Origin of the sequence: Dysgonomonas sp. ZJ709, from assembly GCF_011039195.1 — a bacterium.
Lineage (GTDB): Bacteria > Bacteroidota > Bacteroidia > Bacteroidales > Dysgonomonadaceae > Dysgonomonas.
In genome coordinates this window covers 176,588-189,592 of the sequence record NZ_JAAKEM010000003.1, presented here as the reverse complement: position 1 = coordinate 189,592, position 13,005 = coordinate 176,588, and the positions used below count along the sequence as shown (strand labels likewise).

The window sequence follows — 13,005 nt, the reverse complement described above, 5'->3', positions numbered from 1 at the left end:
AGTTGAGACAATGACAAAATCTGACAATTGGATGACAAAATCTGACAGCAAAAAGATAATTTGCTATGGCACTAAATTCGCAAGGATATTTCTGAGATATTTTAGTCCCACGATTTAGGTTTACAGTCCTTAAAAGAAGGAAGCAACTTAAAGCCAATCTCAGGATAATAATACCATTGATTATCAATAGCATATATTCTTATCCGTGGGACTAAATCCGGGTAATAAAAAGTCCCACGAATAAGCCTGTGAAAGATACCTGAAACGGCACCTTTTTGCTTATGTGGGATAAAAGAAAAAGCCCCAAAAGTATTAACTTTCAGGACTTTGCGATGTTTTGCATCTTACTTTGGCGGTATGGACGGGACTAATACATATTTCCTATACTTTTCTTTATTTTTTAATAATTACTGATTATCAAATATTTGCAAAATATTATTTTCCCTAATTTATTGTGTTTTTCAATAGTTTTTATAAATTTGCAACACAAATGCAACACAACTTTTTTATGGCTAAATACTTTGTATACATTAAGAAAGACTATGATTCAAAATCAGGTTTGACTCCACTTTATGTTCGTTATAACTATGATCGGACAAAGCGGACTTTAATATCAACTGGATTCTCTATAAAATATGAGCATTGGGATGATAAAAAGAAGTGTGTGAAAAGGGCTTGTCCCGAGTATGACGAAATAGAAGTAGTCTTGAATAAGATATATATGCGTCTGTCAAATATTTTAGCATTTGCTAATGAGAATGATTTAGACCCCACTATAGATTTCATACTTAAGGAATTGGCTGTAGAGCGAGAGTACGAACAAAAACAAGCTAGAATCAACCTGTTTGACTTACTTGAAAAGTATATTGTAGAAAAAACACCTATGGTATCTGTCGATCAAGTGAAAGACTACAAGACCTTAAGGAAACATTTGACTAACTTTAAAGAATACTCCTCGCAACCCGTTACATTTCGTAACCTGAATATGAAGTTCTATAATGAGTTTATGGACTATCTTTCTAATAAAGCCGTAAAACGTGATGGAACAGTGGGATTATTAACCAACTCGGCAGGAAAGGTTGTTCGATTACTAAAAGGCTTTGTGAACTATCAAGTTGCAAAAAAAGTGATTCCACCTGTTGATCTAAAAGTATTCAAAGTCGTAGAAGAAGAAACGGATGCTATTGCTTTAAATGAAAAAGAACTAGGAACGATATATAATTTAGATTTAAGAGAAGATAAAGAATTGGAAGAAATACGGGATGTATTTATTGTAGGATGCTACACAGGGCTTCGATATAGTGATCTTTCCACTCTCACATCTGATCATATTGATTTGAATATGGAAGTAATCAGCCTTAAGCAACGCAAGGTGCATAAAGCCGTTATTATTCCAATGATTGACTATGTACCCGATATTCTCAAAAAATACAATTATGAACTCCCTCAGATAAGCAGTTATAAATTTAATGAACGGATTAAAGAAATAGGGCAGAAAGCTAAATTGAAGCAAAAAGTAGAAATTGTTCGTAAAAAAGGGAATACTCGTGTAAGTAATATTTATGAAAAATGGCAATTAATATCTTCTCATACGTGCCGCCGTTCGTTTTGTACAAATATGTACCTCTCGGGATTCCCTGCCGAAGAGCTAATGAAAATATCAGGACATAAAAGTCCTGCTGCATTTATGCGATATATCAAGGTCGATAATTTTCAGGCTGCCAATAGACTTAAAGCGTTGAGAAATGGCTTGAATAAGGTAAAATAATCTATTATATAGAATATAATTTTGTTTTAATGCACTGCAATATCTTCGAGTATAAAAGAATATTTGTATATTTGAGCAAATAAATTCAGCCATGGACGATAAATTTGCATCTTTAGAGAAATATAACTTCTGGAACGGAAATGTTCCTGAATTGGGATTTACACGTAAGGATTATACCGATAAGATTTTTGATTATACCGGAAATAAGTTAATCAAGGTATTGGTTGGGCAACGCCGTGCAGGAAAAAGCTATATCCTTCGCCAAATAGCACACAGACTTATTAGTGAAGGTGTTAATCCTAAGAATATTTTTTATATCAATAAAGAGTTCACAGATTTTGATTTTATTGGAAATTATAAAGATCTCGGGACTTTACTCAATCTATACAAAGATAAGTTACAACCTTCGGGTAAGGTATATCTTTTCATTGACGAGATTCAAAATGTAGAGGGATGGGAACATTTTGTCAATTCTCATTCTCAGGATTATGTAGATAGCTATGAAATATTCATAAGTGGGTCTAACTCTAAAATGTTATCGGGAGAACTGGCAACATTATTATCAGGGCGATATGTAAATTTTGAAATATTACCGTTCAGCTTCAATGAATACGTAGGTATAACGAATACAACTGTTTCAAAGCAAAGCTATATTGATTATATGGAAAGTGGAGCTTTGCCGGAATTATTCGTTTTGCCTAATACTGAGACAAAACGCAATTATATATCCGCAATCAAAGACACTGTGCTTTTGCGAGACATTATACAACGTCATAATATCAAAGATCCCAAATTGTTGGAAGATATTTTTGTCTATTTGGTAAACAATGCCGCTAATCTGGTATCAATAACCAATATCGTTAATTTCTTTAAAAGTAATAAACGAAAGACGACTTACGATACGCTTTCTAACTACATAGGTTTCATCGAAGATACATTTTTGGTTCATAAGGTCGAACGATATGACATTAGAGGAAAGGATACCATTTCGGGGAACTGTAAATATTACATTAATGACTTGTCTTTCAAGAATTATCTGTATCCGGGATTTGGCTATGGCATAGGCTATAAATTAGAGAACCTCGTTTATCTGGAACTCCGCCGAGCAGGGTATGAGGTTTATGTTGGTGCAATGAGAGATAAAGAGGTTGATTTTGTTGCTAAAAAAGGAGACCGTGTTATTTATCTTCAAAGTACGTATCTAATGGCTGACGAACAAACCGCCAAACGTGAATATGCACCATTGGAAGCTATACAGGATAATTACGAAAAGTTTGTCGTTTCTTTGGATGATATTTCTCTGCCTTCTAATGAGGGTATAAAGCATATTCAGGCGTGGAACTTGAGTAAGATTTTATAGAGCAGATAAAAAACTTCAGATAGTGGACAGTTCAAATTAGCAGATTTTTCTTCTTTTTAATTTAACATACCATCACATAAAGAATAAACAAATCAATACTTAGAAGATTTTTATCTAAACCGTAAAGGCTTGGTCTTGATGGTTTCTTCTTTGTACAGAAGATGAAAAAGAAAATATTACTCGAGAGCTGTAATTAGGTCTCTTATATATTTTTTTTGAGCATCTGTCAAATGTTTAGTTTTACTGCTACTTCTAATCCATATACTAATTTCAGTATATGACCATTTGCTATATCCCCAATCTTTTGTATTTTTTAATTCCTTTATGTCAGATGGTAAATCTCTATTGTGTCCATCAATAATTGAAAGTAATATTTTTAAAAACTTATTTGCAAAAATATTCTCGACTGTTATTCTCTCTGATAAAGCTAGATAGTTTTTTGCATCATTAGTTTTATTATCCATTATGAGCATTTCTACCATATTTTGTAACGCTACATATGCATCACAATCCAAAGCTAATCTTTCTTCATAATTTCTAAAAGCCTCACTATAGTTTTCCATTTTAATGTAAGTCTCAGCAATACAATCCAATGTAGGTGGATTATTAGGATTAATCGATAATGATTTCTTTAGAAATTTCAATGCCTTTTCATATTCTTCCTGAGCAAAATAAATCTGACCAATAAATCGATGAATTCTTGAAGAAGATTTGTATTGTAAAGACTTCTTAGCTAACTCCAGACTTTTGTCATACCTCTTTAAGAGAAACCATTCAATAGCCTGATTAAATAGCTGTTCCGCTTTACTAATTTCATCACCATAAAACAGCTCATTAAAAACTATTTTTTGAAGAGGGCGAACTATATTTACTAATTTCCAATCATGATATTCAATTTTCTTATTTAATTCGTTTATTTCGTTTTCATGTTGAAGAATAAGATCTTCTGTATTTTCAATCTTATTATTGGCAATAATATACTCCCTTAGATCTGACCAAGTCTTAAATAAATTGTTATAAAAAGTTAGATCATTAGTGTATTGTAAATGATCTTGTATCATATCTTTAGAGATCAGCTCTCGATTACATTCAATTAATGAAGACAGAGCAACGCCAGACTTCTGGATATTGATCAAATCTATAGGTATAAGACTAATATCTCTTCTGTCATCCTCTAGCCGTTTTATGAGATCGGGCATAGTAAGAGGTTTTCCTAAAATGGTCTTTTTGTCAATAAACTCTTTTATTAAAGCCAATTTTTCTCTTTGTATTATAATTGGCTTAACCATTTCATTCTTGATGAATATATAATGTATATAGAATTCTTCCACAAATTTTCGCCTATAATTTAATAGAAGCTCTTTTCTATTCGACTCTCTTTGTATCTCTGATGATTCTTTTATTTGCCACCTTGCGACTAAATATGCTATAACACCTGCCCCTAGAGTTCCGATAAATGATGAGATTAGTGGTGCATTTGAATTATCATCGGGTGTAGGTTGCCAATACATCCAAATCCATAAAATCATACATCCTATTGTAACCGTTAATAGAAAAATAGTAATATTTTGTTTGTGCTTTATAAAAAATATAGATAAAGATTGTAAGTATTTTTTCATAATAAATAGATAATTATAAATAAACAGCAAAATTTTAGTCGAACTCACCCTCTCTCCCCATGCTCCCCAATCTTCACCTCACAGATACGTTTAGTAATATCCCTCAATAACTCCACTTTCGGAATAAGAGCATCAATATCCTCCTTTGTCACTAAAAAGTCAGGATTATAACGCCCTTCAACATAAGCAGCTTTAATCAGATTGAAAAGTCGTTTTTCCTCCACAGTGTCGCACGGAAATACCTTAAAAAAATCATCTGAATATTTTTTTACCGAATTTAAAAGTTTCGATAGATTGTGTTGCTTTGGATTCTGTAATGTAAAAACCAAACGGATAGCATAAAAATAATTCTCACAGGCTTGATGCAAATTAAAAATAGAATCTTTATACCAACCCTTCTCAAGGGTATATTTTGCGACTTCAAGCTTTCTTTCTGCATTTTCATATTTCTCATCAAAATACTCTTGAGCCTGCTGTCTAATCTCGTCAAAATTAAGCTTACGCCTACGAGCCAATTTGTGTTTTCCGCTATCATATAGAATAACACCTTCCTGTTTGATTTGGGTATAAAAATAACGCCCTTCATTCAGGTTCTTGTTCAGATGCTTTATATCCTCATTAATAAACTGTACAGGAGGTTGCCTGTCCGGGTCTTTAGCTAGCCTGTAATAAGCATCTTCCACATTGTCGGTAGCTTTTCCTGCAATACCGTCAGATATACCACTTGTAACAACCAGTATATCATAATCGCTCACATAGAATTGTACTTTACCGAATTCGTATTTCTCATCGTAAACCACAAAGTCATTACGAGCATAGCTACCGAAAAGAATTATCATTTCGGTTTGCTTTAGGCGTTTAAGTAGGGTTTCAACAATAAAGTTCAAATCTTGCTGATTGGCAGGCGGTAAATAGGCTATTGACTTTTTCATCTGTTTTAATTCTTAAACCTCAAAGTTACGAACATAAAGATATGGAAAAAAGAAAAATAGCAGTTAACATTTCATCCTAAATTGTATATTTGTATTCATGTCCTGTTATTGTGGGTTTAGTCATCCCGTTCAAACCGACAAAATATAACGCAGCGATATAAACTATTCATTTTAGTATTTATATCGGCTTGATTCTCTAATCAGGCTTAAAAGCGGATGTATGTATGGCAACACAAGAAAAAATCTCAATTGAATATTGTGCAATACTGATAAATTGTTCTTCTCTGGTATTAAAGCTCTCCCATGATGAAATCAAAGAAAGCTACTCAGACAATCCCATGTATGTAGCCGAGTACATTGAAAATGGAGTCAAAGAGAATATGATAGACCTTCTCTTCGAAGACCAGAAAGCAACCCTGTCATGCACCTTTGACAAGAACAATAGCTGCAATGCTTCCCATATATTCTTTGATGACTTAGATGAGCTGAACAACTATATCAGTTATCTCAATAAGACTTACGCTTATGACTATATTCGAAGCTATTGGATATTACCCAATTCATTCATATCAATAGAAAAGACGAAAGACGATATTTATTTTAAGTCTTTCTATTGATAATCGGGTTTTCTACTATAATTCAGGCAAGATATAAAAATCTTGCCTGAAATATGCTTTCTGAGTCTTGATACTTTGATTTAATATATATGCTATTGCTTCTGAAAGTCTGCAAATAATGCTTGGAAGATATACTCCCTATAATGTAAAAGTTAGGTGTTTTATTTTTAATACAATTGTTTGTGAATGGAAGAAAGTGCTATTTTTTAAATTCACCATTCTTCAATGTTTCATAACGTTCTCTATACATTTTTTCTATTGTTGGCAGATTTTTCTTATATTCTTCTAAATCCCAATGCATTCCCTCTTCTTCCAAATCCTTTGCCAATGGTGGTAAGCCCACCTCTTTTCTCAATTCGTCTACATTATTCGGATCTTCCAAAGGAATGATATATGACCTGGCAGGATCTTTTGATATTATTTTTTGTGTCCCATAAATTTGCTTTCTCCCTTGATTCATTAATATTCGATCGGTAAGAAAGGCAAGTTGCCACCCTTCCGCTTTTCCCGACTTAACGGCATCTTTAAGCATAGGGAGATATTTTTCCTGCACTTTAAGATCATCGACATGCTGTACAGCCAAAAATAATGTTCCATTTGCTTCACTACCGATTTCGTCTGTCCCTACCCACCCATATTTATCCAGAATAGGACAAATTTTTGCTGAGCAATCATTATCAACAATTGTTTTCATGTAATCATGTACAGCAGTTTTTAACGAATCATTTTCAATGTGTAAATAAAGAATCCTTATTCCCTGATCTCTATTCTGAACTTCTTTAAGTTCAGATCGTAACCCTTCGTTATAGCTACTCTTTATAGTTTTAATTTTTTGGAGCAGAATACTCCATGCTCCTTTTTGGTGAAGTACTTTAAAGTCTTCATCGTGTTCTATTTCATCCAAAAACAAATCTTCATCAATCAGTTCGTTTATATTGGAAAACGCAAGCTCAATATTCCCACTATTTGCAGCATTGATAGCTTCCTGATATGATGGTATATTTGTTTTTAAATACTCCAGATATAATTTAGGATAAGTTTCTTCAAATTTCCGAAATTCATTTTGTTTAAAATAACTCAGGCTTTGATTTACCAATTCGTTAAATTCCTGACAAGAACCCGATAAGGAACACAACAACCCCAAGAAACTGAATAAAAATATCTTTCTCATAATATTGAATGCTATAAGTTTTTGTTTTCAAAATTACCGAATATTTAAGAAATAATCTAAATTATATTTTAAAACCTTTACTCTTATTAATCACCATATCCTGTTTCTGTTTAATATTAATCCCGATTGCCCTTTGAAACTCCTGATACTTCTGCCTGAACCAGTTGACATGACTCATGCTATCAATAGTAAACTCAAGTTTACCCTCTTCAGTCGGATGCGGTTTAACCTCAGCTACCGAATGATCCGTTTCAAAACTCCGCTCATATTCCGCAGAATAAATTTTGCCTTTGAACCCGACAGGCTTCATTTCCAGAATCTTTTTGATTAAGCTTTCGGAGAACCTTAAATGGTTGCACAGATTCTCAATGCGTAGTAGTTCCTTGATATTGGGGAACAGGTCATAAATCTTTTTAAGCTCTTGCTTTAATTTGTCTAAAGTCGTTTCATGCTCTTTTTGTATGTTTTTTATATCCTGCTTTAGCTCCTTAACCTCTTTAGCAAGGGTTTCCTTATCAGCTTTCAGATTATCTATCTCATGCTGTTGTTTTTTGACCTTAGATGTCCCCATTACCGATCCTATGCCGTCCATAATAGTAGAGCCTACATCCGCTGCTTTATTTACAAATTTTTCGGTCTTTAGTTGTCCTTTGCTCTGCTTGAGGGCTTCATCCGTATTTTTCAATTCGGTTTCTTTTTGTTGTTTGAGTATATTAGCTTGTTCATAACGGATATATGCTTCTTTTTCCTGTTGTTCCAGTGCTTCAATACGTTGGTGCATAACCTCATTTTTAATTGATAGCTCCCTGTAATACTCATAGGTCTCGGTATGCTTCGCCTTCGAACCATCAATGCCTCTTTCTAATCCATAGGGTTTCATCCATTCTGCATACGAGTTCTGATACTCCTTTAGTTTGTTCCTTGCCATCACATCATCCGCACAAAGTCTGGATATGCTTCTATCTTTCTTTCGGTATTGCTTTTTATTTGGTTTATCAGGCTTATCTTGTTTCTGAGTTTTTTCTTTTCTTCTTTCACCAGTAACAATAGGAACAACCGTTGCATGAATATGAGGTGTTTTTTCGTCCATATGTAAAACGGCAGATACAAGGTTCTTTTCTCCGTAGGTTTGTTTTAACCAGTCGATATTATCAGTACACCAGTTATCGAGATTTCCTGATTCTTCGATGTCTTTCATATCTTCATGTGTTCCTGAGAGCATAATACGAATGGCACGTACCTGATCTTTGGATATCTTGCGTTTAATATCTGCATCCTCTATTCTATGTTGTATGGCTTCTGTCCGGCTATTCACTCCTTCGGGAAAGTGTATTAATTCCTTATTGAGGTGTGTACGGGTTTTATCGACATTATGGGGATCGATTGTCCGTTCGATATGTGCCGACATAGGGGCATCGTTCCCCTTGGCTTTCTGTAAATGAAGTACTACATATCCCATATCTTAAATAATTATCGGTTTGTATTAATATAATTACTGATTATGCTTCTATAAATCGGGAATCTTCCCGATCTTTATTTCTACCTTTAGCCTTCTTCAAGTCGCTAAGGCGACTGCGGTTACCAGACCGCCGAGGGGATTTCAAAGGGGGAACCCCTTGACTCAGGAGGGCTTTTTTAGTGTAGTGCAACGGAGCGTTAAGAAAATGCCCTAATGAGCTATGGCTTTTCTTTAAAAGCCCGTTGGGTAGCTGACGAAAATTACCGCTTGAAACCTCTCGAAGGTTTGCGTATCTGCTCTTGTTTTTGTACTTGCTGTTCTTTCTCTTTTAGCTTGGTTTTACAGTGCCACTCGTTTAAGTCTTTGTAGTTGGCATAGTCTGTTGACTTGTCTATGTGTATACAGTTGTGCGTACTGCTATACTTGTTGATCTGTAGGGTTGCGTTTCTTCCTGCCTCGTCATTATCTAAATAGGTATATATTTTTTGATGGGATGTTATAAAGTCGATGGCTTTGGAGAGATTGGATATGGAGTTTAAGACGACAACATCTACTTTTGAGTGTTGGATGTTTTTCATGGTCAGGTAAGAGAGGTAGTCCATAAAGCCTTCAAAGACTAAACAGGCTTCATTGTTGGTGTCGGATTTTTGGTGGGTGGTTATATCGTTTACGGTACATACTTTTGCATATTTATTTCTGAGGGTATAGCCGTCTGCATCGTTTTTAAAGCCGATGGCAAAATAGGATTTGTTGTTGGCTGAGTAATAGACTTCTTTGCAATGTTGCATAACTATATCGATATTGATTTTTCGTTCTGTGAGATAATCGAGTAATGCCTGGTTGGTAATGGGTACTATCTTTTGGATGGATATTCCTGATTGTTGATTGTTTTCGACTTTTTCCAAATGGTTATTACCGTGAAAAGAAAAGGACTCGGGCTGATTATCGGTATTGCTGCCTGTTTGCATATTTGCGTATCTGCATTCAAGCTTGTTTATGGCTTCTTTTAGGGTGCAGTTATCCAATCGCATAACAAGGTCAATCATTGTGCCTCCTTCATTGCTGCCAAAGTCTATCCATAGGTTCTTTTGATAGTCTACTTTGAGACTGGCGTTGTTATCTGTCCTGAATGGTGAGTGGTACATGCCGTAGTATCCTCTGTCTTTGACGGGATGGATGTTTAGTTCGGATAGATACTGTTTAATGGAGAGGTTGTTTAATTCTATTGTGGTCATGATGTTGTTGTTTTTGATTTTGTTTTTTACAGATATATTCTTACTACATACTACAGTCACTTTAACTCGCTTATTGATAGCATAAAAAGTGTATTTTTTATAAGTAATAGTAGTAACTACATATCTTAAAATGTAGTAAGTAGTAATAAGAGAGTAAGACGGTACTTTCTCCACTTACTACAACTAATCTTTTTTCTTTCAATGGATTAGCTTGTTATGTAGTAAGGTAGTAATGTGAGAAAATAATGTCTATTAATTACAGTTCATAATCAATAAAGGGATTGGGTTTAATCTTCTTTATCCGATAACCATATACAGGAGATGGATTGTTGTTAATTCGCTTTTGCAACCGTTTGAATCCTGCTTTTCGAATCGCTTCACCCATCCGTTTTTCAGACAATGGTACATTGGTGAACATCCGCAGATAATTTAGTATTTGGGCGGTAGTCATAAAATGTTCGTTTTCATTCTCTACGGTTGGTTTTTCAAATCCCTGCATTAGCATTTCAAATTCTACGGTCTGCACATGGAAACCTGAACTTAAACGGTGTAGCTCTTCTATCTCCGAATCATCGAACCAATAACGAACTCCCTGTTTGTATAAATACATAATTTCGGAGAATACATGATCCATATTGATAGAGAGGGCTTTGTCAATATCAATGCGGACAACCTCAAAAGGCAGAAAGCGTCTGCTGCCTGTCGGGTCTGTCAAGAAGTCATTTCCGTTTACAGATGCCATAAAACTGGCTAAGTGTGGATATTCTTCAATATACGTATCATATGGTCTACGATATTTTACTGCCGGAGTGGTTATCAGGTTCTTCAGTTCGTTTTCGTCCCGTTTATTCAATGCCCTTAACTGATCGTCAATGTTGATAAACAAATATTCGGCTATCAAGGTCAGTACATCTTTGCATTGTGGGTCAATCTTACCTGTAAAGAGATAGCTTTTTAATGATGTAGGACAAAGGTGATCGAGCCATGTAGTTTTAAATTTGCCCTGTTCGCCTGTCAGAACCAAACAAGTATGGTTCTGGCAACCGACATCGCTCATCGCATTGGCGACAACACCTATCAGCCATTTAATCAGATATTCTTCCCATTTGTCAGGATTGGACACAATAACTGTCTGTAGAAGCTGTTCCGTATAGCAAGATTCCCGTGGATTCAGCATTGGCAGTCGAGAAAGATATTCCCTGATAGGATGTGTCTTCTCCGCAAAATTACTTTCGAGGATAGTCCGAATGTTATCGGCAGAGGTTGTAATACCCACCTTGACATCAATCTCCCTGCGAAGGGAGTTCAAAAAATATTTGGTCACTGGCTTGAACTCCCCTTGTACATGGATTTCCCTATACTCCGTACGGCTCTTTACGCTATTGTAACGAAAGCTATACAGCGTACGTAGTTGCTGCTCGATCCGTTCGTTTTTCGATTGACGGGCGGAAGTAGTTTCTTTTCCTTTCATGGGAGTTAACTATCTTCTGCGGTTTTGAATCTCTTAAGGATAAAGTTCAATATTTCCTCTTTATTATAGAAGACAAGTTTCTCCCCGAATCGGTATTCTTTATAATAACCGAGCCGAGCATATTTACGGACAGTAGGGGCAGAGGCTTTGAGAAGTTTGGTCGCCTCTTTCATTTTGATTAGGTTACTCATCGCTATATCTATAAGCGACATTTTTTCGGTAGAAGAATTATCCTTGATAGTTTCTTCTTTTTCCGGCTTTTGCCAACGTGAATAGTTTTTGTTTCGCATAAAAATAAGAATTTAGTTTTCTGAATTTTTATGCAATATAGCACTGAAAATCAACCTTCTAAAGTTTGCGATGTTTAATGATAATATATGACATTTTTGTGCTATTTCCCTTATTTTAGTCATAGGGAAATAGAGTGAAATTTTAGAAAATAGGCATAAAAAAGCAGGCGAAGAGCCTGCTAAATTATTATTTGTTTTATTTTACAGATTACTGAACCAATCATTTCGTATTTCCACTATCTCTTTTTGGTGAGTGTCAATACCTAATTTTAATTCTTTCAATTTATCGCAAAGAAGTTCTCCATCGATTAAATCAATAGGAGGAGCCCCATCCCTAGTTGCTTCTTTAATTGCCTCTCTGGTAAATGTTCCTGTTGTTATGAAAAGTCCTTTGTCTGCACGTCCTTGCATCGCACCTCTAAAATCTCGAATTTGGCTGGGTGATACAGTACCTTTATAACGTTTACATTGAAATATAACATGAAAGCTTAGTAACCCGCTCATTCTTACGATACCTTTCCCATCAATCCCTCCATCACCAACCTTACCAGTTACATCAACCTGAAAAAATCCACTCTCTCTTAACAACCTTTGTGTAAGCCGCTCAAAAGCAGATGGTGAAATAGTATATAAAACATTAAGTAATTTTTCTCTCCATTCTTCTGTTTCGTAAAGCTCTATAGTAACCTCTTCTTCAATTTCTTCTATTATATCTTTTTTTGCCTGCGTAGGTTTATCCAATTCTCTCACTTTTTTGACTATTTTAGTATAATCAAGTTTATCTGGATCAATGTCAGATTTTAATAAAGCCCATACGCTTCTCGACGAATTTTCAAGTAATCCAAATTTCTTAAGATATGTTCGACTCCAAGCAAGCCTATAATCAACTTCATTGATAGTTCCATTTTCGCCATGTGGAATTTGTAAAACCTCATCTGTTAATTCTGCTATTTCATAAACTTTTGCGTTTATTTCTTTTATACTCCCTGACCCTCCAAGTTCAATTAAAGCTTTAAGAGTTGGTATTATTAGTTCATCAAATGAAGGTAAGTTATTTATTCGTTTTTTTCGAGCCATACTTTA

Annotated in this window: 11 protein-coding genes; 3 read left to right on the top strand and 8 right to left on the bottom strand. The window is 34.8% G+C overall.

Annotated features, from left to right (window positions below; all coding sequences use genetic code 11):
- Positions 1-508 precede the first annotated feature (508 nt).
- Positions 509-1,768 carry a site-specific integrase gene (locus tag G7Y56_RS04180; RefSeq protein ID WP_255498631.1) on the top strand — a complete coding sequence of 420 codons (1,260 nt, stop codon included), beginning with the start codon at positions 509-511 and terminating at the stop codon, positions 1,766-1,768.
- Between the two features lie 91 nt (positions 1,769-1,859).
- Positions 1,860-3,128 (top strand): ATP-binding protein, encoded by a 1,269-nt coding sequence (locus tag G7Y56_RS04175; protein WP_165041338.1) that lies wholly within the window; start codon positions 1,860-1,862, stop codon positions 3,126-3,128.
- 176 nt (positions 3,129-3,304) lie between these two features.
- Here G7Y56_RS04175 and G7Y56_RS04170 read toward each other — a convergent pair whose 3' ends face one another.
- Both G7Y56_RS04170 and G7Y56_RS04165 read right to left on the bottom strand, forming a co-directional pair.
- Positions 3,305-4,747, bottom strand: coding sequence for a M48 family metallopeptidase (locus G7Y56_RS04170; protein WP_165041336.1), 1,443 nt, complete (start codon positions 4,745-4,747; stop codon positions 3,305-3,307).
- 44 nt (positions 4,748-4,791) lie between these two features.
- Complete coding sequence (locus tag G7Y56_RS04165) at positions 4,792-5,679, bottom strand: HEPN domain-containing protein (RefSeq protein ID WP_165041334.1); 888 nt, start codon at positions 5,677-5,679, stop codon at positions 4,792-4,794.
- Between the two features lie 224 nt (positions 5,680-5,903).
- Between G7Y56_RS04165 and G7Y56_RS04160 the strand changes: the two genes are divergently transcribed.
- A complete protein-coding gene (locus G7Y56_RS04160) occupies positions 5,904-6,296 on the top strand; it encodes a hypothetical protein (protein ID WP_165041332.1) in 393 nt (130 codons plus the stop codon).
- 199 nt (positions 6,297-6,495) lie between these two features.
- Here the strand turns inward: G7Y56_RS04160 and G7Y56_RS04155 are convergent, their stop codons facing one another.
- The 6 genes from G7Y56_RS04155 to G7Y56_RS04130 all read right to left on the bottom strand — a co-directional run bounded on the left by G7Y56_RS04155 (position 6,496) and on the right by G7Y56_RS04130 (position 12,999).
- Complete coding sequence (locus G7Y56_RS04155; RefSeq protein ID WP_165041330.1) at positions 6,496-7,467, bottom strand: DUF6624 domain-containing protein; 972 nt, start codon at positions 7,465-7,467, stop codon at positions 6,496-6,498.
- A gap of 61 nt (positions 7,468-7,528) precedes the next feature.
- Complete coding sequence (gene mobV / locus G7Y56_RS04150) at positions 7,529-8,926, bottom strand: MobV family relaxase (protein ID WP_165041328.1); 1,398 nt, start codon at positions 8,924-8,926, stop codon at positions 7,529-7,531.
- A gap of 260 nt (positions 8,927-9,186) precedes the next feature.
- Positions 9,187-10,161 carry a toprim domain-containing protein gene (locus tag G7Y56_RS04145; RefSeq protein ID WP_165041326.1) on the bottom strand — a complete coding sequence of 325 codons (975 nt, stop codon included), beginning with the start codon at positions 10,159-10,161 and terminating at the stop codon, positions 9,187-9,189.
- A 256-nt stretch (positions 10,162-10,417) separates the two neighbouring features.
- Complete coding sequence (locus tag G7Y56_RS04140) at positions 10,418-11,632, bottom strand: VapE domain-containing protein (RefSeq protein ID WP_165041324.1); 1,215 nt, start codon at positions 11,630-11,632, stop codon at positions 10,418-10,420.
- Positions 11,633-11,637: 5 nt separating this feature from the next.
- Entirely contained in the window at positions 11,638-11,922 is a 285-nt protein-coding gene (locus G7Y56_RS04135; RefSeq protein ID WP_165041322.1) for a hypothetical protein, read from the bottom strand.
- A gap of 201 nt (positions 11,923-12,123) precedes the next feature.
- Positions 12,124-12,999 carry a restriction endonuclease gene (locus G7Y56_RS04130; RefSeq protein WP_165041320.1) on the bottom strand — a complete coding sequence of 292 codons (876 nt, stop codon included), beginning with the start codon at positions 12,997-12,999 and terminating at the stop codon, positions 12,124-12,126.
- Between the last annotated feature and the right edge of the window lie 6 nt (positions 13,000-13,005).

What these genes read in the sequence shown, in the direction of transcription:
- G7Y56_RS04135 (WP_165041322.1), bottom strand. Translation starts at nt 11,922, where the DNA reads ATGCGAAACAAAAACTATTCACGTTGGCAAAAGCCGGAAAAAGAAGAA.
- G7Y56_RS04145 (WP_165041326.1), bottom strand. Translation starts at nt 10,161, where the DNA reads ATGACCACAATAGAATTAAACAACCTCTCCATTAAACAGTATCTATCC.
- mobV (WP_165041328.1), bottom strand. Translation starts at nt 8,926, where the DNA reads ATGGGATATGTAGTACTTCATTTACAGAAAGCCAAGGGGAACGATGCC.
- G7Y56_RS04160 (WP_165041332.1), top strand. Translation starts at nt 5,904, where the DNA reads ATGGCAACACAAGAAAAAATCTCAATTGAATATTGTGCAATACTGATA.
- G7Y56_RS04180 (WP_255498631.1), top strand. Translation starts at nt 509, where the DNA reads ATGGCTAAATACTTTGTATACATTAAGAAAGACTATGATTCAAAATCA.
- G7Y56_RS04155 (WP_165041330.1), bottom strand. Translation starts at nt 7,467, where the DNA reads ATGAGAAAGATATTTTTATTCAGTTTCTTGGGGTTGTTGTGTTCCTTA.
- G7Y56_RS04140 (WP_165041324.1), bottom strand. Translation starts at nt 11,632, where the DNA reads ATGAAAGGAAAAGAAACTACTTCCGCCCGTCAATCGAAAAACGAACGG.
- G7Y56_RS04175 (WP_165041338.1), top strand. Translation starts at nt 1,860, where the DNA reads ATGGACGATAAATTTGCATCTTTAGAGAAATATAACTTCTGGAACGGA.
- G7Y56_RS04170 (WP_165041336.1), bottom strand. Translation starts at nt 4,747, where the DNA reads ATGAAAAAATACTTACAATCTTTATCTATATTTTTTATAAAGCACAAA.
- G7Y56_RS04165 (WP_165041334.1), bottom strand. Translation starts at nt 5,679, where the DNA reads ATGAAAAAGTCAATAGCCTATTTACCGCCTGCCAATCAGCAAGATTTG.
- G7Y56_RS04130 (WP_165041320.1), bottom strand. Translation starts at nt 12,999, where the DNA reads ATGGCTCGAAAAAAACGAATAAATAACTTACCTTCATTTGATGAACTA.